Origin of the sequence: Leucobacter coleopterorum, assembly GCF_011382985.1 — a bacterium.
Classification (GTDB): Bacteria; Actinomycetota; Actinomycetes; order Actinomycetales; family Microbacteriaceae; genus Leucobacter; species Leucobacter coleopterorum.
The window spans coordinates 2,650,000-2,674,070 of record NZ_CP049933.1 but is presented as its reverse complement, the minus strand read 5'-3'; the positions used below and the strand labels follow the sequence as shown (position 1 = coordinate 2,674,070).

At 60.8% G+C, this 24,071-nt stretch carries 19 protein-coding genes and 3 pseudogenes; 11 read left to right on the top strand and 11 right to left on the bottom strand.

The window, feature by feature from the left end; all coding sequences use genetic code 11:
- The first annotated feature begins 25 nt into the window (after positions 1 to 25).
- On the top strand, positions 26 to 670 hold the full coding sequence (locus tag G7066_RS12575; RefSeq protein WP_166331438.1) for a hypothetical protein: 645 nt from the start codon (positions 26 to 28) through the stop codon (positions 668 to 670).
- On the opposite strand, the gene G7066_RS12570 is transcribed toward G7066_RS12575, so the two are convergent.
- The gene (locus tag G7066_RS12570; protein WP_166331437.1) at positions 667 to 1,962 is read right to left on the bottom strand and encodes a DUF445 domain-containing protein; all 1,296 of its coding nucleotides are present in this window, start codon (positions 1,960 to 1,962) and stop codon (positions 667 to 669) included. The two genes, G7066_RS12575 and G7066_RS12570, sit on opposite strands and share 4 nt — an antisense overlap.
- Positions 1,963 to 2,046: 84 nt before the next feature.
- On the opposite strand from G7066_RS12570, the gene G7066_RS12565 reads away from it, so the two are divergent.
- The 5 genes and pseudogenes from G7066_RS12565 (at position 2,047) to G7066_RS12545 (ending at position 10,217) form a co-directional block, all read left to right on the top strand.
- Positions 2,047 to 2,517 (top strand): efflux RND transporter permease subunit, encoded by a 471-nt coding sequence (locus tag G7066_RS12565; protein ID WP_166331436.1) that lies wholly within the window; start codon positions 2,047 to 2,049, stop codon positions 2,515 to 2,517.
- Between the two features lie 8 nt (positions 2,518 to 2,525).
- Positions 2,526 to 5,972 carry an efflux RND transporter permease subunit gene (locus tag G7066_RS12560; RefSeq protein ID WP_280116170.1) on the top strand — a complete coding sequence of 1,149 codons (3,447 nt, stop codon included), beginning with the start codon at positions 2,526 to 2,528 and terminating at the stop codon, positions 5,970 to 5,972.
- Between the two features lie 2 nt (positions 5,973 to 5,974).
- Positions 5,975 to 7,522: a DEAD/DEAH box helicase gene (locus G7066_RS12555; RefSeq protein WP_166331435.1), complete on the top strand. Its 1,548-nt coding sequence runs from the start codon at positions 5,975 to 5,977 to the stop codon at positions 7,520 to 7,522.
- 94 nt (positions 7,523 to 7,616) lie between these two features.
- Positions 7,617 to 7,802, top strand: a pseudogene (locus tag G7066_RS12550) (dihydrofolate reductase); the annotation flags it as partial.
- Between the two features lie 339 nt (positions 7,803 to 8,141).
- Complete coding sequence (locus G7066_RS12545) at positions 8,142 to 10,217, top strand: acyl-CoA dehydrogenase family protein (protein ID WP_166331434.1); 2,076 nt, start codon at positions 8,142 to 8,144, stop codon at positions 10,215 to 10,217.
- A 22-nt stretch (positions 10,218 to 10,239) separates the two neighbouring features.
- Here the strand turns inward: G7066_RS12545 and G7066_RS12540 are convergent, their stop codons facing one another.
- From G7066_RS12540 to G7066_RS12520, 5 genes and pseudogenes are all read right to left on the bottom strand, one after another.
- Positions 10,240 to 11,079, bottom strand: a complete 840-nt coding sequence (locus G7066_RS12540) for a LysR family transcriptional regulator (protein ID WP_166331433.1) — start codon at positions 11,077 to 11,079, stop codon at positions 10,240 to 10,242.
- Complete coding sequence (locus tag G7066_RS12535) at positions 11,076 to 11,414, bottom strand: MGMT family protein (protein WP_166331432.1); 339 nt, start codon at positions 11,412 to 11,414, stop codon at positions 11,076 to 11,078. Before G7066_RS12535 ends, G7066_RS12540 begins: the two co-directional genes overlap by 4 nt.
- Positions 11,415 to 11,450: 36 nt before the next feature.
- Positions 11,451 to 12,079: pseudogene (locus G7066_RS12530) on the bottom strand (VIT1/CCC1 transporter family protein).
- A 263-nt stretch (positions 12,080 to 12,342) separates the two neighbouring features.
- Complete coding sequence (locus G7066_RS12525; RefSeq protein WP_166331431.1) at positions 12,343 to 14,067, bottom strand: ABC-F family ATP-binding cassette domain-containing protein; 1,725 nt, start codon at positions 14,065 to 14,067, stop codon at positions 12,343 to 12,345.
- Between the two features lie 456 nt (positions 14,068 to 14,523).
- Positions 14,524 to 17,841, bottom strand: coding sequence for an S-layer homology domain-containing protein (locus tag G7066_RS12520; protein WP_166331430.1), 3,318 nt, complete (start codon positions 17,839 to 17,841; stop codon positions 14,524 to 14,526).
- Positions 17,842 to 18,198: 357 nt separating this feature from the next.
- Between G7066_RS12520 and G7066_RS12515 the strand changes: the two genes are divergently transcribed.
- Positions 18,199 to 18,696 (top strand): SRPBCC family protein, encoded by a 498-nt coding sequence (locus G7066_RS12515; protein ID WP_166331429.1) that lies wholly within the window; start codon positions 18,199 to 18,201, stop codon positions 18,694 to 18,696.
- A gap of 17 nt (positions 18,697 to 18,713) precedes the next feature.
- Here G7066_RS12515 and G7066_RS12510 read toward each other — a convergent pair whose 3' ends face one another.
- Positions 18,714 to 19,643 carry a helix-turn-helix transcriptional regulator gene (locus tag G7066_RS12510; protein WP_244302985.1) on the bottom strand — a complete coding sequence of 310 codons (930 nt, stop codon included), beginning with the start codon at positions 19,641 to 19,643 and terminating at the stop codon, positions 18,714 to 18,716.
- An 80-nt stretch (positions 19,644 to 19,723) separates the two neighbouring features.
- Here G7066_RS12510 and G7066_RS12505 point away from each other — a divergent pair, with 80 nt between their 5' ends.
- Positions 19,724 to 20,683, top strand: a complete 960-nt coding sequence (locus G7066_RS12505; RefSeq protein ID WP_166331427.1) for an alpha/beta fold hydrolase — start codon at positions 19,724 to 19,726, stop codon at positions 20,681 to 20,683.
- Positions 20,684 to 20,800: 117 nt separating this feature from the next.
- On the opposite strand, the pseudogene G7066_RS12500 reads toward G7066_RS12505, so the two are convergent.
- Positions 20,801 to 21,834: pseudogene (locus G7066_RS12500) on the bottom strand (NAD(P)-dependent alcohol dehydrogenase).
- Positions 21,835 to 21,978: 144 nt separating this feature from the next.
- Here G7066_RS12500 and G7066_RS17575 point away from each other — a divergent pair.
- Both G7066_RS17575 and G7066_RS17570 read left to right on the top strand, forming a co-directional pair.
- Positions 21,979 to 22,164 (top strand): hypothetical protein, encoded by a 186-nt coding sequence (locus tag G7066_RS17575; RefSeq protein WP_341873804.1) that lies wholly within the window; start codon positions 21,979 to 21,981, stop codon positions 22,162 to 22,164.
- Complete coding sequence (locus tag G7066_RS17570) at positions 22,161 to 22,442, top strand: ASCH domain-containing protein (protein ID WP_341873803.1); 282 nt, start codon at positions 22,161 to 22,163, stop codon at positions 22,440 to 22,442. Before G7066_RS17575 ends, G7066_RS17570 begins: the two co-directional genes overlap by 4 nt.
- Here the strand turns inward: G7066_RS17570 and G7066_RS12490 are convergent.
- A complete protein-coding gene (locus G7066_RS12490; RefSeq protein WP_166331426.1) occupies positions 22,430 to 22,696 on the bottom strand; it encodes a hypothetical protein in 267 nt (88 codons plus the stop codon). The genes G7066_RS17570 and G7066_RS12490 overlap by 13 nt on opposite strands.
- Positions 22,697 to 22,754: 58 nt before the next feature.
- On the opposite strand from G7066_RS12490, the gene G7066_RS12485 reads away from it, so the two are divergent.
- Positions 22,755 to 23,195, top strand: a complete 441-nt coding sequence (locus G7066_RS12485) for a MarR family winged helix-turn-helix transcriptional regulator (protein ID WP_166332065.1) — start codon at positions 22,755 to 22,757, stop codon at positions 23,193 to 23,195.
- Between the two features lie 21 nt (positions 23,196 to 23,216).
- Here G7066_RS12485 and G7066_RS12480 read toward each other — a convergent pair whose 3' ends face one another.
- Positions 23,217 to 23,504 carry a putative quinol monooxygenase gene (locus tag G7066_RS12480; RefSeq protein WP_166331425.1) on the bottom strand — a complete coding sequence of 96 codons (288 nt, stop codon included), beginning with the start codon at positions 23,502 to 23,504 and terminating at the stop codon, positions 23,217 to 23,219.
- Positions 23,505 to 23,548: 44 nt separating this feature from the next.
- Complete coding sequence (locus G7066_RS12475; protein ID WP_166331424.1) at positions 23,549 to 24,061, bottom strand: GNAT family N-acetyltransferase; 513 nt, start codon at positions 24,059 to 24,061, stop codon at positions 23,549 to 23,551.
- Positions 24,062 to 24,071 lie beyond the last annotated feature (10 nt).

Sequence of the window (24,071 nt, the reverse complement as noted above, 5' to 3'; positions counted from 1 at the left end):
GAGCTGAACGCGTTACGCTTAGATCATGAATGCTACTCGTGCACGCTCGCGTACTCAGCGAATCGTGCTCGTTACTCTGCTCGTCGTTGCCCTGCTTGTGCTGGGCATTGTCGTTGCCGTGCTGTTGCCGATCCTGACTCACCAGAGCACTGGAGGATCGGGTCAACAGGTACCAGATCGCATTGTGTCTGAGACCAGCGCGGTCGGATCCGATGGCCGCACGCGCGAATTGAGCGTCATGAGTGTTGACGGGAAACCCGCCGATCTCGCCGCGCTCACCCCGGGCGAAGTGCTTGTGGTTGATGGCAAAGGTTTTAATGCTGACATCGGAATATACGTTGCAATCTGTGGCATCCCCGCTGATCCGAAAGAAAAGCCGTCGCCCTGTCTCGGTGGCGTTCCCAGCGGTGCCACCGACGGGGCAGCTGCGGGTGCGACGGCTCTGTCCAGCGTTTGGATTACCGATGACTGGGCGTGGCGTGCGTTTGCCACGCAGGGGTACGACGATCCGAAGACGGGAACATTCAGCGCACGCATCACGGTGCCCGATGCCGTTGAGGGAACACTTGACTGCCGCGTGAGCCAGTGCGCGATCGCGACTCGCGCCGATCACACTGCATCATCTGACCGGGTGCAAGACATGTTGCTTCCGGTCAAGTTCAAGAACTAGTGCACCAGCGGTGCGATCACGAGCGTCGCAATTGTGTAGATGGTAAGACCCGCGAGTGATCCTACGATCGTTCCATTAATGCGAATGAACTGAAGATCCTTTCCGACCTGCAGCTCGATTTTTTCGGCGGCCTCGCGGGCATCCCAGCGGTGCACCGTTTCGGTAATCACGTTTGCGATGTCGTGGCGGTAATTGTGCACGAGGTGCTCGACCGCGCCCATCACCCACACGTCGATCTTGTACTGCAGTGTTGAGTCTTCTTGCAAGCGGAGCCCAAAATCTTGAAGTGCCTTCACGAGCCTCCTGCGAATGTCGCTCTTGGGATCCTCAAGCATCTCGACGAGCGTGGATTGCATGACGTCCCAGCTGGTCGCGGCGAGGGATCGGATGCGGGGACTGTCGAACACCTCGTGTTTGAAAGCCTCAAGCTGCTGCTGCAGCGTGTTTTGATTCTGAAGGTCTCGTCCGAGGTCGCTTAGGAAACGCTTGATGGCGTTGCGGAAGGGGTGAGAGCGATCCGTGGCAACAGCCCGCGTAAAGCGCACGGCCTCGGAGTGGAGCCTGTCATCGATAAAACGATCCACAATCCCGGGTACCCACGATGGCAGGCGCGAGGACACAACGCGATCGAACGCTGCGGGGTGCGCGATCAGCCAGCCCTCAAACCGTGAAGCCGCCATGTCGATAAGGGCTTCGTGGTGGCCGCCCTCGACAAAGCTGGCGGTAGTGCGGCCGAGTAGCGGAGCCCAATCCGGGTCGATAATGTGCCTGCGCACGAGCGACTCAATCAGCTCTCGAACGTCGTTGTCGTCGAGCACCGTGAGCGCACCGAGTCCAGCGCTCGCGATCATGCCGCCGATCTTTTCAGCGTTGGGCTGCTGTGCAACCCACTCGCCCGCCATGCGTGCGCCGCTAATCTGCGCGAGTTTGTCGTGCACAACATCGTCTGCAAGAAAGTTCTCCTCGATGAAGGATCCGAGGCCCTCTCCGATGTCGTCCTTTTTGCTCGAGATCAGGTTGGTGTGGGGAATCCTGATCCCCATGGGGTAGCGGAAGAGGGCTGTGACGGCGAACCAGTCGGCGAGTGCGCCCACCATGCCGCCCTCGCTTGCCGCCCGCACATAACTGAGCCAGGAGATCCGTTCTTGCAGTGCAAACGAGACGACAAAAATGACCGCCATGAGGGCGAGCAACCCGAGCGCAATGCCCTGCATGCGACGAAGGCTGGCGAGTCGTTCGAAATCTGCGGGGGTGACGGCGCCGAGTGTGCGACGACTTCGGATCAGCGGCATCTTTGTATTATCCACCCGTGAACCGCCGACTGCGTACACCGGGCGGGTCACGCTACGTCGTAGGGGCGTGGGATAATCAAACCTATGTATATTTTCACAGCGCTGAGCCTGAAAAATCGGGCTTTGATTGCGCTCGTGACCGTGGTTGCTGCGGTCTTTGGTCTGATCGGCGTGGGGTCGCTGAAGCAAGAGCTGATGCCCTCGGTGCAGTTCCCTGCGATCGCGGTGGTGACCTCCTACCCGGGTGCTTCGCCCGAGGTAGTAAACAAAGACGTCTCCGGGCCGATCGAAACGGCACTGCGAGGTGTGACGAAGCTTGAGAGCACTACGGCTACGTCGAGCACCGGTGCCTCGATGATCGTTGCGCAGTTTGAATATGGCGTAGATCTGTCTGTAACCGAACAGCGGGTTGAGCGTGCGATTAGCCGCCTCTCAAAGATGCTGCCCCAATCAGCTGACACGCAAGTGCTGTCTGGCAGCATCGATGACTTCCCCGTAATTCAAATTGCTGTGGCCCCGCAGAGGGAGACACTGCAGAAGATACTGCGAAGCTGATTGAGCGCGTGGCGATCCCGGAGTTGAGCGATCTCGATGGCGTTCGTGATGCGCAGTTGGCTGGTGCTCGCGGAGATCGCGTCACAATTACTCCGAACGCAGAAGCGCTTGCAGCCCAGGGACTCACGGAGCAGTCGATTAAGGACACGCTTCAACAGAGCGGCGTGCTGATGGCGGCTGGCACCGTCACCGAGGGGGAACGCACGCTCGCCGTTCAGGCAGGGTCGGAGGTGCGCTCCGCTGAGGAGATCGCCGCGCTTCCACTCGCACTGAGCCCGGCGGCGTTGGCCGCTCAGCAGCAAGCCGTGCTCGAACAGCAAGCAGCTGCGGCCGCTCAACAGCCCGGTGTCTCGATGTCGGAGGATGCAGCGGCCGGTGCCGATCCAGCTTCGGCAACGACCACAGAGACCCCGGCTACTCCTGTCACCGCGGAGCCGACAGCGGTTGCGACCATTGGCTCTGTCGCTGAAGTGAACCTCGAGCCGAACCCAGAGCAGAGCATTTCGCGGGTGAATGGTGCTCCTGCCCTCACGATTGGTGTCACCAAGATGTCTGCGGCGAACACGGTCGATGTGTCGCATGCGGTGCAGAACAAGCTCGACGATCTGAAGGACAAACTTGGTGGAGCGAAGCTGACCATTATCTTCGATCAGGCACCCTACGTTGAGCACTCGATTGAGACGCTGACGACCGAGGGACTGCTCGGGCTCGTGTTTGCCGTTCTCGTGATCCTGGTCTTCTTGATGTCTATTCGAGCGACATTGGTGACAGCGATCTCCATTCCCACCTCGGTGCTACTCACCTTTGTGGGACTGAATTTTGCCGAGTACTCCCTCAATTTGCTGACGCTCGGTGCACTCACGATCTCAATTGGTCGTGTTGTTGACGATTCGATCGTGGTGATTGAGAACATCAAGAGACACCTCTCTCACGATAGCGATAAGGCTGCAACCATCGTGCGTGCAGTACGCGAGGTGGCCGGGGCTATTACTGCGTCAACGATCACCACGGTTGCGGTGTTTTTGCCGATGGCCTTTGTCGACGGCATGGTGGGTGAACTCTTCCGACCGTTTGCGTTTACCGTGACGATCGCGCTGGTTGCGTCGCTGTTGGTGTCGCTCACGATTGTTCCCGTGCTTGCCTACTGGTTCTTGAAGCCAGACAGTGAGAAGGCGTCGCGTCGCAGTCGTCGTGCTGAGAGGCTCGATGCTGCGGCAACAGCCGATTCGGGCGAAAAAAGTGTAACCGCTCTGCAGCGCGGTTACCGTCCGATTATCACCTGGACGCTGAAGCGGCCCGCAGTCACTCTTGTGTCGGCACTGCTGGTTCTGGTGCTGAGCGGATTCTCCGCCCAGTTCATGAAGACCAATTTCATTGGCTCTGACGAACAGAACTCCGTGGGGCTCACCCAGGCGCTTGCGCCGGGAACGAGTCTCGATGCGCAGCTGACCCAAGCAGAACGTGTCGAAACCGCGCTGAAAAACCTGCCCACCGTCGAGACCGTGCAGGTCACCATCGGTAACGCGGGGAACGGCATGGCAGCTCTGTTTGGCGGCGGTAATGATGGAACCATCAGCTACTCGCTCACCACTGATCCTGATGCGAATCAGAGCGAGGTGCAGGATCAGATTCGTAAGGCCGTTGAGAAGCTCGACGATGCTGGTGAATTCTCGCTCGGGCAGTCGAGCGGCGGAATCGCCGGATCGACTGCCATCGAGATCTACGTCACCGCACCAGATCAAAAGGTGCTCGTCGAGGCCAGTGACGCGGTGGAAGCGTCGCTCAAGAAACAGGGCGGCCTGCGCCAGGTTGAGAGCGATCTTGGCCAATCTCGACCGTACTTGAGTGTTGTTGTTGATCGCAGCAAGGCTGCCGAGGTTGGACTGACCGAGGCTGCCGTTGCTGGTCAAGTCGCTGCGCAGATGCAACCAAGCCAGATCGGTCAGATCATGATGGAGTCGGATACGATCACCGTGTACCTCTCTGAGGGGGAAGCCCCGAACGATGAGGCCGGAGTCAACGCGCTGCTGATTCAGACTGCGGCTGGTCCGAGGACACTTGAGTCCCTCGCAACGGTTGAGGTTGCTGACGGTCCTGTGACGATCCGCACCGAGAACAATGTGCGCATGGTGACGGTGTCGGCGCTGCCCAAGGGAGACGACCTGACGGCCGCAGGCACAGCTGTAAACACTGCGCTCGAAGAAGTGAAGCTCCCTGCCGGTGCGAGCGCGAACATCGGTGGTGTTCAGGCGCAGCAGGCGGATTCCTTCCAGCAGTTGGGCCTCGCGCTGCTCGCCGCGATCCTCATCGTGTACGTCGTGATGGTCGCGACTTTCCGCAGCCTATTGCAGCCACTGCTGTTGCTCGTGTCGGTGCCGTTCGCGGCAACCGGTGCGATTCTGTTGTTGATCGCTACTGGCATCCCGCTCGGCATCCCCTCGCTGATCGGCGTGCTGATGCTTGTTGGTATTGTCGTGACAAACGCGATTGTGCTTATCGACCTGGTGAATCAGTACCGCAGTCGGGGCGATGCGCTGCGAGATGCCGTGATGCACGGTGCTTTGAACCGTCTGCGGCCCATCGTTATGACCGCACTCGCGACAATCTTTGCGCTGACACCGATGGCCTTCGGAATTACTGGCAAGGGCGGTTTCATCTCGCAGCCGCTCGCCGTTGTGGTGATCGGTGGTCTGCTCTCCTCAACTGTACTCACGCTTGTTGTGCTGCCGACGCTGTACTTTGCGGTGGAGCGGCTTCGTGAGAACTGGCGGAACAGGCGGGCAGGAGCAGGCGCACCTCCGAGCGGACCCGTGCGCGGGCCCGAGCCAGCCGGTGCTTTGGCTGTTGTCGGCGGGGGGACCGCAGCTGGCGCGGTTTCCGCGGGTGACCCCGAAGCGGTGTTCACCTCAAAGCCCTGGGACGAACTCGGACCTAACGAAACGAAGGCGCAATCAGGCGATACTGCGCAACGGACTGCTCTACTGCCTGCTGAAGAAGAAACCGTTGCCGCTATCGCGCCGGAGTTGTCTTCTGGTCCGAATGCGGTTGAAGCTGAGGCCGCTGAGCCGGATGTCGTCGAGCCGATGCCTGCCGAGACATCGGATTCCGAAACAGCGGCTTCTGAATTTGGGCTACCCGGAATTCGGGAAGTGACCTTCAACCCTGAGCCGGTCAAGATGCGCAGGCCTCGGCCAGCGCTCGACCCTGAGCAAACGCCCGAAGACTCTCCTGACACTTCGTCTCGTGTCGAGCCCGCAGCTGAAGCCCCTGCCGACGCGGTTCCGGTCACCACGGGTGAACTGAACTGGGAAGAGCTGCTGTGGCAGGCGACCCAGGAGGTCGATGACGGGGGCGCCTCAAAGCCTGCCCCCGAAACAAACGAGACCAAGGCAGGCGATCCCGAACAGGGTGAGTCGGGTCCATCCGAGCACGGCGAGCATCGCGAGCAGGATTAGTCATGGCTGGCAAACGGCGGGGATTCAAAGCTCCAGCGAATTACGAGCCGAATCGTGGGCGCAAGCCGAAACGATTTGGTGGGCAGTCCGCAGACAGTTCAGGCAAGCCCGCAAAGCAGTCTGACGGGCGGCGGGATCCCGCGCGAAAAGATTCTGCGAGCAGAGATTCTGATGGCCGCGACTCGAAGCGTAATGATCAGCGCCGCCGAGGCCAAGAACCCGCCCGCAGGTTCGACGAGCGCGACGAAATTGCTCGAGTGGGGCCGTCGGCCCGCAAGAACACTCACCGTGCTGAACCAGACATTGTGCTGAGCCGGATTGAATCCAAACTTACGACAGCTGACGACGTTGCAGGAGCGACGTTTACAGGTCTCGGCCTTGGCGGCAACATCGTGCGCACGCTCGAAGAGCTTGGAGCCGTGAGGCCGTTTCCGATTCAGGCCGCGACGATTCCCGACACTCTGCTTGGCCGTGACGTACTCGGGCGCGCGCAAACGGGTTCTGGCAAAACAATCGCCTTCGGTGCTGCTTTGGTTGAGCGGCTGCTTATTCTGAAGGCACAGGGTCTGTTTGTAAACGACCCTAAGGCTTCGCAGATGAAGCCGAAGCGTGGAGAGCGCGCTCCGAAACGAATCGCTCGTAAACCCAAAGCGCTGATCCTCGCCCCCACCAGAGAGCTCGCACTGCAGATCGATCGCACGGTGCAGCCGATCGCGAGGTCCGTTGGGTTCTACACCGCACAGATGGTGGGTGGTGTGCCGATTGATCCGCAATTGCACGCGCTCGAGCGCGGCATCGATATCGTGATCGGCACACCGGGCCGTGTGCAAGATCTTGTGACGCGCCGCAAGCTCGACCTGCGTGAGGTCGTGGTGACCGTGCTTGATGAAGCCGATCACATGTGTGATCTTGGTTTCCTTGAACCTGTGCAGCGTATCTTGCGCGAGACTGAGCGCGGGGGTCAACGGCTGCTGTTTTCGGCGACGCTCGACAGCGGGGTTTCTGAGCTGATCGCCGAGTTCTTGCGTAAACCCGCCGCGCACGAGGCTGAAGAAGCAGCTCGCGGATCCTCAACGCACAAGGTACTCATCGTGATGCGAGAAGACAAAAATCAGGTGCTCACGCAGCTCGCCTTGCGGCGAGGGCGCATCATGGTGTTCTGTCGCACCCGTGCGTATGCCGAGCAGGTCACTGAGCTTTTGGAGCTCGCCGGAGTGCACGCCACGGCACTGCATGGCGATCTCAGTCAGTCGAAACGCGAACGAAACCTGGCGCGCTTCGCCGAGGGAAAATCTGCAGTGCTGGTTGCGACCGACGTCGCGGCGCGAGGCATCCACGTCGACGATGTTGACCTGGTGGTGCAGGCGGATCCGCCAAGCGACTACAAGACCTACCTGCATCGCGCCGGTCGAACGGGCCGCGCAGGCAAAACCGGGCAGGTTATAACGGTGATCCCGCGCACTGCCCAAAAACGCACGCGTGAGATGCTGGAGAACGCAGAGATCAAGCCCGCCTACTTCGGCGACTTTGTGCCCGGGCAGAAGCTCTAAAATCACTATCGGGTGTATTCCAACGCAGAGGAGCGTCTCGCTGGCAACGTAGCGATGTATGGCTCGATGTCGAACACGTGGTTGAGGTTGCCGCGGCAACGTCGGCGGTCAAGCGTTTGCTGCTGGTCTCGTCGACGAAGTACGCATGGATGTGGTGCCTGTTGTGTTTGGGGCGGGTAAGTGTTACTTCGGGTCGGTCGACGCGCGGCACCTGTTCGAGAACCCGGAGGTGGTCCAGGATAACCGGGTGCCTCACCTGCGATATCAAGTGCGGCGCTGAGGAATTGGTCAATCGTGGCTTGCTGCGCGGTGTGATCCTGGGAACACTATCGAGTGCTGCCAAATTGCGGGTTCGCGTCGAGCCAACCCACAATATGGCGACACCCGATTGAGCGGTGGAGAGAAAGGAGCGCCGGTGTCTGGAGAAGCTCTCTAGGGATATAGGGCCATTTTTGGAGATCGTGCACAAAGTTGAACAGGGTGGATCGTGCGCTTTGTTGTGGGGTGTGAGTCGATTGGTTGTCAGTGTCCGAGGTCGGGCTTACGCTGACTTCATCGCGAGGACAGCAGTGTGAACTCCGTGTGTATTCGCCCGCTGCCCACTTCTTAAGGAGCTTCGATGACCGACACCACCATTTCTCGTCCAAGCAAGGCCACTTCCGCTGACCGCATTGACGTCAGCGCTGTCGGTGATGCGCTGCTCGGCAAATGGAAGAAGGAGCGGCTTGAGGGGCGGCAGATGGCCGAGGATCCGCGTATGCACACGATATATGGCCAGCCCATGGAAGAGCACCGCCAGCGCGTGCTTGAACAACTCGGCATTCTCGTTGAGTCAGGAGCGATTCAAAGGGCCTTCCCCAAATCTCTGGGCGGCGATGACAATCACGGCGGCAATATCGCGGCGTATCAGGAACTGGTGCTTGCCGATCCTTCAATGCAGATTAAAAGCGGTGTGCAATGGGGACTCTTTGGCGCCGCCATCCTGCACCTCGGCACTCGCGAACACCACGAAAAGTGGCTGCCCGATGTGATGACCCTCAAGCTGCCCGGTGCCTTCGCGATGACCGAGATCGGTCACGGATCAGATGTTGCCTCGATCGGTACCACGGCAACGTACGACGCTGAGACCGAGGAATTTGTGATCCACACCCCGTTTAAGGGTGCGTGGAAGGATTACCTGGGTAACGCCGCACTACACGGGCAGGCTGCAGTCGTGTTTGCGCAACTTATCACCAACAACGTCAACCACGGTGTGCATGCGTTCTTCGTTCCGATTCGCACGCCCGCGGGCGACATGCTACCCGGCGTCGGTAGTGAAGACGACGGAGTTAAAGGAGGCCTGAACGGTATTGATAACGGGCGGCTGCACTTCACCAACGTGAGGGTGCCGCGCACGAACTTGCTGAACCGTTACGGAGATGTATCGGCTGACGGTACCTACTCTTCCTCGATTGAGAGCCCGGGTAGACGCTTCTTTACAATGATTGGCACTCTGGTGCAGGGCCGTGTTTCGCTTGACGGATCAGCGGTGCGTGCAATGCAGGCCGCGCTTGCCATCGCGATTCGCTACGGCAGCGAGCGTCGGCAGTTTCCTGGTGCTTCGGGCTGCGACACCGTGCTGATGGATTATGGTCAGCACCAGCGTCGACTGCTTCCGCGGCTCGCGCAGAGCTACGCGATGGCATTTGCGGGGGAGCGGCTACTTACCGTCTTTGACGAGGTGTTCTCTGGAGCGGGCGATACCCCCGAGAATCGCGAAGACCTGGAAACACTCGCTGCCGCGCTCAAGCCACTTTCAACCTGGGCGGCACTCGACACCCTGCAGGAAGCTCGCGAGGCGTGTGGCGGTGCGGGATTCATGGCTAAGAACCGTCTCACCGGGTTGCGTGCCGACCTCGACATCTATGTCACTTTCGAGGGTGACAACAACGTGCTGCTGCAACTGGTGGGTAAGCGATTGCTGACCGACTACGCCGCGCAGTTCAAGAATGCCGACCGAGCGGTTCTTGCGAAGGCGGCGGCGAGCCAGCTTGGTGACCGTGTGACTCGTTTTGGTCTGCGTAGGGTCGGCCAGAGCATCGCTGATCTGGGACAGGTCGCACGCTCTGTTGAGAGCATGCGAGCCCCCGAGACGCAGCACGCACTGCTCTCCGATCGAGTCGAGACGATGGTTTCGGAGATCGCGATGGCATTGCGTGAGGCGACCAAAGACGTGCCGAAGGGCGACAAGCTGGCGCATGCGGTCGCGAGCGAAGAAGCGTTTAACGCTCAGCAGCACAAGCTCATCGAAGCGGCGAGGGCCCACGGTGAACTTTTGCAGTGGGAAGCATTCACCGAGGGCATTGAGAAGGTCAAAGACACCGATTCGCGCCGCGTGCTCATCTGGCTGCGAGATCTCTTCGGATTTGGGCTCATCGAGAACAGTGCCGCGTGGTACCTCGTGCAGGGGCGCATCTCTCCGCAGCGTGCCGAGGCGGTCACCGCCTACATTGATCGTCTGCTCGGGCGGCTGCGCCCCCACGCGCTTGACCTCGTTGAGGCGTTTGGGTTCACCCCCGAACTGCTTCGCGCCGAGATCGCGAGTGGCATAGAAGAAGAGCGTCAGGCTGAAGCACAGACGTACGTCGACGCGCAGCGCGCCGCTGGCACCTGGCCGATCCACGAGAAGGAACTGCGCGCGCGAGCAAAGAAATAGCTTGGAGACCCGCCGCGAGCAATTAGCGTCGCTTGCGGCGGGCGGCCTTGCGTTTTTCTGCCTTGGCTCGCTCGATTTTTTCGCGGGCCGCAGCGAGCTGAGCGCCGCGAGAGTTTGGGTTGAGCTTTGGTTTTTTTGTGGCCTTGGGTTGAGGCGCGCGGGGTTTGGAGACGGGTTCCGGATCCTGCCCGACGTTTGCAGCCGGGCGAGAACTGCGGGCGGTGCGACCGCGCATCACACCAATGAGCTGCTGCACGTCGAGGTCATCACGATCCACATCCCAGGTGGCCCAAATGGTGCTTCCCAGGAGTGCTGGTTCGCCCGTCACCCGCAGGATCGCGTGTTTGCGCTTGTCTGAGATGTGTCGCGCGAGTGGCTGCGGCAGCAGCATCGCACCGGTTCCCGCGGCGACGAGTTCAAGGGCCGCCAAAGTGTTGCGGGGCATCCAAGCTGGATCCTGCCACGGCTCGGCTGCTGGCCACTCGGAAGAATGATCAGGGTGATCCAGCAGAGGCACAAGAGCGAGGTCGGCAACCGACACCGTTTCCGCCTTGGCAAGCTCGTGGTCGATGGGCACGACGAGTGCAATGGCTTCCGTGTAGAGCCGGAGCGAGTGTCGGCCACCAACTGGGCGCGAACCCGGGGCAGAACGCTCGATCACGACGTCGCAGCTTGCGGGCCGCTTTGGCCCGCCGAACGCCAGGTTTAGTGGTACAAGCTCAAGCGCAATGCCAGGCTGCACCTTTTTCCAGCGGTCGGCCCATTTGCTGGGGGCAACGCCGCGGGCAAAACCAAGACGAAGCGTGGGCGTTGTGGACACCAAAGGCTCTGATCCCGAATCTTCTGCCGTCGTTTCTGTCACAGTGCGACCTCCGCATAGATTTCGTGGGTGTAGGGCAGCCGTGCCGAGGAAAGCGCGATTCTGTACTCGCCAGGACGCAGTTCACCACGCAGGGGTGTGCCCTCTTCAAGGTAGTGCGGCAGCGCGAGCACCTCGTGGCCCTGTGGCGGCTGGCCACTCGCGGGCACGACGCGCCACCAGGGGCTCGCGTGCCCATACAGGGCCATGACCCGGCCGACGGCCCTGGGTGCCTCGGAACCGATGGCGATCCCGACGTCACCGTAGGTCATCACACGGCCCGCGGGTATACGCGCGACTGTCGCGAGAACCGCGTCGACAAACTCTGGGCTGGGCACCCGTTAAGCCTAAGGCCCCGAGCCAGTCAACAACTGCTAAACGAGCGCAGAAACCTCGAGCAGTTTGCCGACCCCATAGGTTACGCCGACGGCCAAACCACCGAACAATAACTGGCGGGCCGCCCCGGCGAGCCAGTTGCGGCGGGTGAAGCGCGCCGCGATCCCACCCGCGAGCAGCAGGCCAACACCACCGAGAGCAAGACCCCAACCGAGGGTGCCAAAGCCAAAGAGGAAGGGCAGGATCGGGATCAGCGCACCAATGCCAAACGCGAAGAGCGACGAGAACGCCGCGACCCAGGGGAGGGCTTTTCTTCGGGGCTCATGCCGAGTTCGTGGGAGATGTGCACGCGAATGGCCTGCTCGGCGTCACCGTGTACCTGCTCGGCGGCGGTCCGTGCAATGTCTGTTTCCATACCGAGGCGCTCGAAGAGTTGCGCGAGCTCTGCTCGTTCGCCGTCGGGGTTGCGGTCGTGCGCCTCGCGCTCGACACGAACCTCGGCGTCGACCTGTTCGTTGGCCGTGCGCACTGAGGCATATTCACCCAGAGACATAGAGATGGACCCCGCGATGAGTCCTGAAACACCGGTGATCGCAACGATGCCCGGGGCCGCGCCCGCGGCGGCAATACCCGCGATGAGCCCGAGGTTCGACACCAGGCCGTCCATCGCCCCAAACACCGCAGCGCGCAACCATCCCGAGGTGATGTCGGCGTGACGATGATCGTACTCGTGCGGGTTGGCGATGTTGATCTCGCTCATGGTGGCTCCTGCGTGTTGTCCAGCGTGCGGGCACTGCTCACGTAGCTGTTGTTCTGGCAGTCGCTACGTGGGCAAACCGCAACGTTAGCAAGGATTCGGCGAGAGGGAATAGCCCGAGTCTGTGCTTGGAGCTGCGAGCAAATGAGTTCGTGGGGGCGAACTTGACGAGGTCACATTGCCAGCACTTCTCCACTCCAGCGGGATCGCAGCCACCGATCGTGCGTCGCGATAATGAGTGCCCCCTCAAAACTCTGCAGGGCCTCTTCGAGTTCTTCGACGAGTGTGAGCGAGAGATGATTAGTTGGCTCGTCGAGTAGCAGCACTGGCGGTGGATCGGCGACGAGTGCTGCAAGCGCGAGTCGCCTGCGCTGTCCGACACTGAGCGCAGCGACCGGACGATCTTGGTCTCTCACCGCGAGCAAACCTGTTTCGGCGAGCGGATATTCCTCGGCGACATCGGTGCCCACTGCACGTCGATAGGTTTCGCGCGCGGTCTGTGTAGAGTCCTTGAACGTTACTTCTTGCGGCAGATACCCCACCACGGAGGCTCGTTGCACAGAGCCTTTGCTCGGCTGGAGTTTGCCGGCGAGGATCGCGAGTAGCGTCGATTTGCCAGCCCCGTTCGGGCCCGTCAACATCAGTCTGCCACCGGGCTTCAGCGCGAAGCTGACCGGGCTGAGGCGAGCGTCGAGCGCCACTTCGTGTGCTTGCAGTACTGCTTCAGTGCCGTCGGTGGTTCGCTCGGGACCCTGCGCAAATCCCCTAAACCTGAGCGGCTCGGGCGGTCGGCGTACGCGATCCCGCTCGAGTGTTTCTAGCCGCACTCGCGCGTTGCGGGCGCGCCGGGCGGTGACCCTGGCGTCCTTGTCGGCGTAAAACTTGCGGGTGATGCGCGACTCAGACTTGGACTCGTGTTTGCGGTTGACCTCGCGTGATCCCACCTCGATCTCGTGAACGAGTGCAGTGTGCTCCTCGCTCTCTGCCACATACCGGGCGCGCCAGCGCTCCATTTCGGCGCGGCGCGCCTCGCGGGCGGCGGAATACCCCATGCCCCAGGCGCGCAGTCCGAGCCCGGCACCCGGGTCATCGTTTTGCAGAGTGGTGCGCTGCGTGATCGGCGTCACCGGGTCGAGGTCGAGGATGCGCGTTGTGACGGCGTCGAGCAGCGCGCGGTCGTGGCTCGCCACGAACACGATGCCGGACCACTGCCGCAGCACACGTTCGAGGTAGGCGGCCGAGGCGTCGTCGAGGTGGTTGGAAGGCTCGTCGAGTAGCAGCGTGTGCGGCGCTTTGAGTAGCACTGTGGCAAGCGCGAGCCTGAGGCGCTGACCGCCCGAAAGGCGCCCGATGCGCGTGCACGGTTCGATCCCACCCAGCCCGAGACCCGTGAGCATGTCGCCGCGGCGTGCTTCTGCCGCCCAGGCCTGTTCATGCTCGGCGCGCTCTAGTGCTTCGGCATAGCTGGTTGCGATTGCAGGATCGTCCGGGTGCTCGCCAAAAGCGGCACCCAGTTGTTCGATTCGCTGCAGGGTTTGCAGCGTGGATCGTTGTGCGTCGTCGAGCACTTGTGACATCTCTGTGCCGTCAGGGTAGGGGAGCTCTTGAGTAAGCATGCCAACGCTGCCGGGGTAGCGGATCGTGCCGGCGTTTGGGGCTTCCGATCCCGCCAGAATGCGCAGCAGCGTCGACTTTCCTGTGCCGTTTTCGCCGATGAGGCCGACGCGGTCACCGGTTTTAGCTGTGAACGAGATGTCGCTGAGCACACGTCGCTCGCCGTAGGCGTGGGAAACGCCGTCGACTTTCAGGTGGTGCTGGTTACCTCTTGTTGTATCTGCGCCACGTGATGCGCGGGTGGCGGCGGTCAGATCTGGGGTCGTGATTTGGGGTGCGGGCATGTTGAGCCGCCTCTCTGAACGAAGGGAGAGCTCCGCCGGGCATGCCGTGCTGAGGCGAGGGTGGCGCGCGGTTCTTTCAGAACGGCGAGGCCACGAGGTGAGCACACAGGATCGGCGCCGCGGGCGCGGAACATAGACTGCGTTAGATCTTCACGGTATTGAGTGTAGGCGGTGGGGCGGCTGCGCGCAATGAGTCGTGTACGTTCGACGGTAACTCGTGCAGCGGGGTCCGGAAGGATGTGCTTCACGAGCCTTCCAACTGGGGCGTCGCCACTGGTTTGATCAATCTACGGTGAGGTGGTGGACGGCATCGAACAGCGGCATGAAGGGACTTACCGATATCGTTTCAGTCTGCCTAAGGGTCATTAGCCGACGAGATTTCGGGCGTTATCTATTTGCTTGCCTTCCACGCGGGTGTTGGATATGAAGCCAGCACCCGCGTGGAACTAGCAGCTGTTACTTGCGGTAGTCAGTCACCAAGCGATACATAAACGCTGCCATCGCCTCACGTGAAAGCGACCGCTTCGCCTCAAACTTCGGCTTCCCCACAGACTGCTTGTAACCCGTCGAGAGCTTCGCATCGTACATCCACGAAACCTCCGTGTAGAACTTCGCGCCCGACCTCATGTCCGCAAACACAGCAGACTTCGGAGCCACATAGCCCTTGGGTTTCTCCATGCGATAGATGAACGCTGCCATCGCTTCACGAGAAAGCTCATCTTTCGGCTTAAACAGCGGCTTCCCCGTCGCCTGACGTGTACCTGTCGATAATTTCTTCTCCGCCATCCACGCGATCTCCCGGTAGAACTTATCGCTCGGTGTTACGTCCGCAAACGGAGACACCTTCGGTGCGACATACTTGTTGTCACCTTCCATTCGGAACATAAACGCTGCCATCGCTTCACGAGACAATTCTTGCTTCGGCGCAAATGTCACACCATTAGGCGTCTTGATGCCCGTGGTCAATCCGGCACAGTGCATCCAGTCGATCTCTGTGTAGAACTTTTGACCCGGCGCTACGTCTGTGAATACTGACCGTGAACGTGGCGTCTTGCACTTCTTGACTTCTTCTTTCGCGGCGGTCAGAGTCACGGGCTTTGACTCAGCGATGATCTCATGGTCATGCGAATACAGTCGGGCAATAATCTGCGCATCCAGATCCTCAGCCTTCACTTTGTATTTCAGTGTGCCCGAAAGCTCACCGTTGATGACAGTGAAGTCTTTCGCACCAGCACGTTTGATGAACCAGTGGTAGTGATCCTCATCCGTCTCTGGGTTCTGCTTCGCAGCCAACGTTGCGGTGTCGCCAGCTTTGTAGGCTTTCACCGCACCGGTAATGCTGAGCGTCGTTTCAACATGCTCCTCTGCAGCAGTTGGCCGAGCGTTCGCCACCGATAGCCCCGAGAGCGAGGCATCCAGGTCAGCGGTCTTCACTACGTTACCTGTCTTGAGGTCGACGGTCGCGAGCTTCTGGGTGTTGGGGTTTGCGACAAAGGCGGTCTCGCCGATGACTTCCAGCTTGTGCCGAGTCCCAGCGAGTGTACCGTTCGCGTCAAGCACTGAGTCGCTGACAGGGCTTTCGAGAAGCTTCGCGCCAGTCTGATCGTCAATCACATGTAGTTTGCCGTCATCGGTCACGACGATAATGTCATCCGCATCGTTACGCACCATCCCACCGTAGGAGTCATAGCTCGACCCCACGGCTACGGCGCGTGAGCTTTTGTTTTTCACGTCCATCAGCAGCACGGAATCGGTCGATGCGCGGGTGTCGGCGTTGTAGAAGTCACCAGAGATGACGGTGGAATCGCCTTTAGGTGACACCAGCGTTGCAGCCCGGTTTCCGGCGCTCGGATACTCCATCTCAAAAATTTCGTCACCGTTGGTTCCCACGATGCCGTCAACGCAGGTGAAGAGCGCAATATCTGCTGCGACTCCCTGCCCGTGTGCCCGCGGACAGTTTTCTGCTGACTTCACGAACTCGCCCTTCGCGTTGTAGATAGCGATCCCATTGCCCAGCAACCCTGGTCGTGCCTTGTCGGCCAGCGTAATGACGGTGTGATCCTTGAGCGGCACCGCTGCACCATGCTGCTTGTCCGTGTAATCAATCGTGAGACTCGACAGGCTGCCGTTGGCGAGATTCTCCTTCGAGATTCGCCGCACCTTTGCCTCTGCCTCATACATGGCCACGGTCTCGCCGCCGTAGTGGTCGACATGACCGGGTGCTGCGCCCTCAACCTCTGCGGTTAAGAACTTCGGTTGTGCGGTGAAGTACTTTGTGGTTTCGTGACCGTCGGTATCCGTGGTCTGTTCTCTCCATGATCCTGCGTCGAGCACACGCAGTTTCTTGCTGCCGCGATCGTTGACGTAGATGTGGCGGTCATCGGTTGATCCCCAAAGAACTGGCGCACCGTTTGTGGCGACGTCAGCAACCTTCGTCAGTGACGCAGCATTCCACAGGCTCACGCGATCGCCATACGCGAGGGCAAGACGCGGTTCGGGGTCGCTGGTCTCTTTCTTTTCAAGGTCAGGCACGGGCTCTGGATCGGGGTTTGGTTCTTCTCCTGTTTCAGAGGCGGGGCCAACCGCCACGACGCTCACCGGCGCTTCGTCGAGAGTGATGGTCTTTTGGGCGGCGCCGGTCTTGAGGTTCCAACTGCTGAGTTCTTTCAGTGCGGGGTTCGTGACGTAGGCGTTGTCTCCAGCGACCGCCAGTCCTGGGAGCGGGGCTACCCGAGTTTCCCCATCAGCACCGAGAGAGGTGGCGGTGGCTTGAAAGACGTGGTCTTCTTGCAGAGTCTCGTCGTTCACCACGCGCACCTTGCCATCGGCCGACGCCACCACGATGTCGTCACCGGGGCCGCGCGTGAACGATGTGTATTCGACTCCGAGATCTACAAGCCCCGCTGTCCCTTGAGCGGTGTTGGCAATGACCAGAGACCTCGGGTTTTTGCCAGCGCTGTAGTAGCTGCCGGCGACCGTTGTCGCGCCCTGTTCGGGCGATGCAAACACTCCAGCGCGCTGGCCATCGCTGTTAGGGTATGCAATCTTCGACGCCGTCACACCGTCGGTAACGAGCATGCCATCTTGGCAGCCAAACACGGCCTTTTGGCCAACGATGCCCTCGCCGTGCAGTTCGGGGCAGTCTTCGAATGTCTCCAGCGTTTCACCGGACTCACCGAACACGCTCACGCCCCCGGGAAGCGTGCCAGCGCTCCACAGCGACACCAGTGTCTTCTTGTTGAGCGGAACCGCGATACCGTGGTGCGGCGCTCCGGCGTTGAACTCTTGAATGTTCAGGGAGTCGCGCGCCAGATCACTTTCTGCAAAGCTCGCTGCGACCCCCGTGCCATCGTGGTACACGACCGTACGCCCTTGCGAGCTCACCACGTGACCCGGCGCGTTGCCCTCAACGACGCTGTTGAGGAGCTTAGGCTCCTGTGCGTAATAGTGGTCGTGATCTCCGTGCGGTTCAGACCACGACCCGCCGTCAAGAATCCACGTTTTGTTTTGGGCGCGTGACCGCAAGAACACGTGGCGTCCATCGGAAGCAACACTCGCTGATGCCTTCGAATTGTTGGGGAGCGGGTGTGAACTCACCAGGTCGAGTGTTTGGGCGTCAAGCACCATCGCGCTTGACGCGGTCGTCACGACAAGTCGCCCGTTTGGCTCCAGGGTTTCAGCCGCAAACGCCGGGGTTGCGGCGAGCGAAGCACCCACGAGCCCGGCAGAAACCCCCACCGTAATTGTCGATCTGGCTAAATTACTCCAACGCATCCATAACACCTCTCTGTTGAGTGAAGAATCAAACACCTCATCGATTGAGAATGATTCTCGTTAACATTAGCAGGAGTCATCTCGCGACCGCAGCAAAGCGGTTAGCAGCAGCGGTGACCCAATGGTTGTCGCCGACGGTGTCTCGGCGAGATGCTGAGAAGACTAGTTCGGCAGGGGTTGGCCGAACGGCTCTGGTGGCCGTCGGAAAGCCTCACCGGGTTCCGTGAGTCTTGGTGCTGCGCGTCATTGAGCCGAACCGTACCCCCAGGAATCTTGAGCCAGTGGCTGCATACAAGGATCCTGCGGCGGTACGCTGTCATTCATGTGGGTGAGACCCGTCGAACGTAAGGAGTGATCGTGTCAATTGAGGCAACTGGGCGTGTAGTGAAGACCGCGCGCGGTGTTGATCTGGTGCTGGTGCGATCCCTCGCCCTGCCGATCGAGGAGGCCTGGAGCTACCTGACCGTTTCTGATCGCACCGCCGAGTGGTTTGGGGCCTGGGATGGTGACGGTCGCACAGGCGGCAGCGTGCGGATCCGCATGGCGTTTGAAGAAGACGGCCCACCCGTGCGGGCGAAGATTATTGCCTGCGAGGCACCTCACCACCTGGAACTGCACACCACCACCAACGATGACGGCTGGGAACTGGAACTGTTTCTCGAGGAGGACGGCGAAGACGATTCGCTGTTGCGCTTCGTGCACCACCTCGATTCCGGAGACGCAGTCGGCGACATCGGACCCGGCTGGGAATACTACCTCGACCTGCTCATCGCGGCGACCGAGGGCACAGAGCAACCGAGCTTCGACCAGTACTACCCCTCGATGAGTGAGGCGTTTCTGTCGCAGCTCGGCTGAGGTGCCTGTAGAGCCGGTCAACCATAGCGCTCGGTGAGCGCGGTGCCGATCCTCGCCAGATGATCTCGCACTGATTGCGGGGCGGTAATTTCGAGCCACTCGACGAGCCCGGCAAGATGACCGGCGATCCCGTATTCACTGGGTCCGCGGATCACCACGGCGACGCGGCCGTCGCTCGAGGCTGCTCCAATTTCCAGGTTGTCGCCAACGGCGGTTTGTAGGTAGACGAGCCCTTCGGGCTCACATATCGCATGGACCTCGACGGGTGTGCGTCTGCGGTCCGCTTCAGTTGCGATCTCGCGCCAGCTTTCAGCGAGGTGGAAGTTCTCGGGCCTCTGAACAGGTTCATCGGTGACCGTGACAGACGAGACTCGGTCGATCCTGAATGTTCGCCGGCCCGCATCGGTGTGAGTGACGAGGTACCACGACGGGCCCTTGGCCACGATCCCTAGCGGATGGACGATTCTTCCGGTCTCATTACCCGCGTTGTCGACGTAGCCGAGCCGGGCTTGAACGCCCCGAATGACGGCGTCCTGCAGCGTGTCAAGGAAACGAGGTGGTTGATTTGTGGCACCGCTCGAACCCCACCCCTGCGAGTCCACGATCAATGAAGATGCCGCGGCCTCTGCCTGCTCACGGAATGGCTCTGGCAGGGCGCGAACGAGCTTGCGGAGGGCGGCCTTCACCTCTGGTGTTGCTGAGGCTGCGGGTCCAGCGACGAGAAACAGCGCTCGGGCCTCGCTCGCAGTAAGACCGGAGAGATCGGTACGGCCACCGCCGAGGAGTCGCCATCCGCCTGCGCGCCCCTGGACCGAGTACACGGGAATGCCGGCCATGCCCAGGGCATCGAGGTCACGACGCGCGGTGCGCTCGGATACCTCCAGTTCTTTGGCAACTTCTGGGGCCGTCACTTGCCCACGCCGCTGCAACATGAGAAGGATAGCCACCAATCGATCGGATCTCATAGAATCAATAATTTCAGAAAACAGGTCGCTGGATGACCGGTTTATCTACTTACCTTTGAAACATGAACGAATCAATTCAAGGAATCACCTTCTCTGAACCCACCATCGTCGCCGTTAACGGCGTCGAGCTAGAAGTCTTTGAAGCCGGGAAACAGAACGCCGGAAACCCGATTGTGCTTTGCCACGGTTGGCCCGATCTTGCCTACACCTGGCGTTATCAGGTGCCAGCCCTCGTCGCGGCTGGCTACCATGTCATCGCCCCAAATCAGCGGGGGTTTGGTAATTCTGCTCGGCCGGACGAGGTGACTGCTTACGACATTAAGCACCTGACCGGAGACCTCGTAGCCCTCCTCGACCACTACGGCTATCTCGATGCCACCTTTGTAGGTCACGACTGGGGTGCGTTTGTGGTCTGGAGCCTGACTCTGCTGCATCCGCAGCGAGTGAACCGAGTGGTTGCCCTCAGCCTGCCATACTTGGCTCGAGGCGAGATGCCCTGGCTGGATTTCATGGAGGCCGTGCTTGGCAGCGAGTATTACTTCGTTCACTTCAACAAGCAACCAGGAGTGGCCGACGCGGTGTTCGATGCGAATCCTGCTCGCTTCATCAACAATCTATATCGCAAGGAGGAACCGCTGACGCCGCCGAAGCCAGGAATGGCAATGATCGAAATTGCCCATTCGGAGTCACCCCTCGGTGAACCCCTGCTCAGCGAAAGCGAACTGGCTGTCTACGCCTCTGCGTTTGAGAAATCGGGATTCACCGGCGGCATCAATTGGTACCGGAATCTCAACCGTAACTGGTACCTGCTTGGTGAGGTCGACCCGATCATTCACCAGCCAGCCCTCATGATCTATGGCGACAGAGATGCCGTCGCGCGCTCCGAGAACCTTTCGGACTTCGTGCCGAACGTCGAAGAGGTCAGCCTCGACAGTGGCCACTGGGTGCAGCAAGAGCGGCACGCTGAAACGAATGAGGCCATCCTTGGTTGGCTCGCGCGGCACGGGGTCGCCTCAGACTAAAGTAAGCGCTCAATCCGGTGTAGCCATATGGCTAGTTGGCAAGCGCTCAACTAGCCATATGGCTACACCGGATTGGATGAGAGGGGCGGGCCGGGGATAGGGCGTGCAAATGCCCCGCTACGGGATCACGACAGCGCGACCGCGTACCTCGCCATGGTGCAGGCGGGCGTAAGCCTCTGGTGCCTCGTCGATGGGGTAGCGCTCGACGTGCACGTTGACGGCATCGACGCGGGCGAGATCCAGAACCTCCATAAGTTCTGAGCGGCTGCCCCAGTAGGGTGCTCGTACCGAAGCGCCGAAGGGCGTGGAGAAGAAGCCCGTGGGCAGAAGCCCGCCGCCGATCCCGACAATATGAATATTGCCGTTCACCGCAACGACCTCGCGAGCGATATCGATGGTGGGTTGCACGCCCGCGAAATCGAACACCGCGTCAGCACCCTGACCGTTGGTGAGTTCGCGGATTTGCGCGGCGGCCTCGGGGCCCGAAATAACCGTGTGATGAGCACCGACTTCGCGGGCCAGGGCAAGCTTCTCGTCGCTAGTGTCGACCGCGATCACGGTCGCACCGGAGATTGCGCGGATGATCTGCACACCCACGTGTCCGAGGCCGCCAACACCCAGAACAACGGCGGTTGATCCGGCGCGGAGGTGATCCTGAGCTGCCATGATCGCGTGATAGGGCGTGAGACCGGCGTCGGTGAGGGAGACGGCCTCGACGGGGTCGAGATCGCCGAGTGGCACGAGGTGGCGCTTGTCGTCGACGATCACGTACTCGGCCATCGCGCCGGGTGCCCCGAGGCCTGGTGGCTGGATGCCGAGCTCAGCTGCGCGCGTGCAGTAGTTCTCTTGGCCTTGAGCGCAGGCGTGACAGAGCCCGCAGCCCCACGGGCCGTAAATTGCGTAGGGCTCACCGAGCGTGACGCCCGTGACACCCTCACCAAGCTTGTCGACGACCCCGCGCCCTCGTGGCCGAGTGTGAGCGGCAGGCCGTAGGTGTAGGCCTCGGCGGGCAGGTCCATGACGAACCAGTCGGAGTGGCAGAGGCCAGCGGCGGTGACGCGCAGCCGGATCTGCCCAGGACCTGGTTCGGGGGTTGGGATCTCAACAACTTCGGGTCCCTTGCCAATTTCGCGATACTGAACGGCTTTCATAGTGTTCCCTTCATTGGTAACGCGCCCGGTTGGGGTGCACCTCCAGTCTTACACCCTTGAGTGAGGTGCGTCCTGGGCGGTTCGCAGCTTAAGCTTGTTGTAACTGCAGCAACCCGGGCCGCGAAGGGCGTTAATGTGGACAGCATGAACGAGAACGTCGATGTTGCTGGGTTTTGGGAGCTATGCCGTGCACACGTGGACGGATTGCCAGAGCAGGTACCCCCGGCCTGGGCCTTCGGGGCTACTCCGGCGCACGCTGATTCGCTTCTCGCGCTTGTGGTTGAGGGGGCAAAACTGGCACCGCCTCGTCGCTCTGGGACTACGAGGTGAGCGGCGATCCTCTGCCCTATGTCGGCGAGTTCAGCATCATTCTTGATGGTGAGGATCGGCCCCGCGCCCTCATCGAGACAACTTCGGTTCGCACCGTGCCGTTTAACGAGGTTGACCCAGAGCACGCTCACTCCGAGGGTGAGGGTGACCGTACTCTTGCTGACTGGTGCGAAACCCACGAGCATTACTGGCGAAACTACTCCGAGAACCCGCGGGGCTTCGAGCCCGATATGCCTGTGATCTGCGAGCGCTTTCGGGTGGTGTATCAGCCGAGCTGAGGCTTCGGCGGCGGGCACTGCATGTGTGACGATTTGCCCGGGCTGGCGGGGGTGATGTGGTGATCCTGCAGTGGTTGCCTGCAGGCCGGGCAATTTGGATCGGGCGGCGCGACATGCGCCGATTCGTTTCTGTCGCCGAGCTGCGCTGGACCCTGGAACTGATAGAGGAACCGCTGGGTCGCCGCGTAGATCCCGGGGACTCCATCGTGCGGAGTCTTGTGCCAGAGCTGACGTTTCTTGTTTTGTTTGCCCACAAACGAAATCGTAGCACGTTTGTTTGTGCGCTAACGGCACTAGTATTGGGGCGTGGATATGCTTCCAGAAGACGCTCTCGAGCTGGATCGACAGGTGTGCTTCGCGCTCGCCGTCGCCAGTAGAGGTGTGATCGGCGTGTACAAACCGATTCTGGAACCCCTCGGCCTTACCCATCCGCAGTACCTTGTGATGCTGGCACTCTGGGGTGATGCGCCGCTGCGCTTCCGAGAGGTCGCAGACATGCTTCGGCTCGACCCGGCGACGCTCTCGCCGATCATCAAGCGTCTGGAGCGCCTGGGATTCATTGAGCGCACGCCCGTTGACGGCGATGAGCGCACGTTCTATCTGACACCCACCGAGGCGGGGCGGGCGCTGCGTAAACAGGCTCTCGGTGTGCCGCCCGCAGTTGTTGAAAGGCTCGGACTGCCGGTCGAGCGGCTTCTGGCGCTTCGTGATGAGCTCACCGCTGTGATTGAAGCGGTGGACCGCGGAGCCTGAGCTTCTGCTAGGCCCGGCTGACTAGCCTGCTGAGAGGCCCTCGATCGTGTAGTCGCGCGCGATCCCGGCGGTCTGTCGACCCCACTCGCTCGTGGCCACACGATCCTGGTGTAACTGAAATGCGGCCTCGCTGTCGAAGCGCTCGTTCACAGACCACACCAGCGGATCCGCTGTTTGTGTGACCTCAAACGAGAGGCAGCCCACTTCGGCCCGAGTGAGCTCAACGTGGTGCGGTAACAGGGTCGCAACGAGTGCGGCCTCCTCCGCGGTAGCGCAGATGAGTTTTCCGGTGAGTCGGACTTCGGTCATGTGGCTAGCCTCATTCGAGTTTGTGATGTGGTCACGCTGCGCGGCTACCCAACCCTGTGCTTGAACCCGGCGTGGGAATCGATGAATCCGAGCCGCAAGTAAAAACGGTGAGCATCTTTCCGCGACTTATCGGAGGTCAGCTGGATCATCGCCGCGCCAACGGCCGGGGCGGCGACTTCCATGACCCACTTCATCATTGCACCGCCGATGCCGGAGGACTGGAACTGCGACGCGACGTGGACACTTTCGACGAGAAGCCTTGTGCCGCCCCTGCGTGACAGCCCTGGGATGGTCGTGAGTTGCAGGCAGCCGACGACTGTACCCTCGGCGTTCTCGGCGACGACGAGTTCGTTCTGGGGGCTTTGGGCGATCTCCTCGAGCGCCCCTACGTAGACTGCGCGGTCTGCCGGATCGTAGCTGTCACCGCGGGCCTGGCTAATCGGATCGTCGTAGAGAAAGCCCAGCACCGCCGCAATGTCGTCGGTATGAGCGCGTCGCAGTGTGATTGGTCCTGCGCGGGTATCCAAGATCGTCGGCAGCGACAGGCTCTGAATCATGCTTCGATTA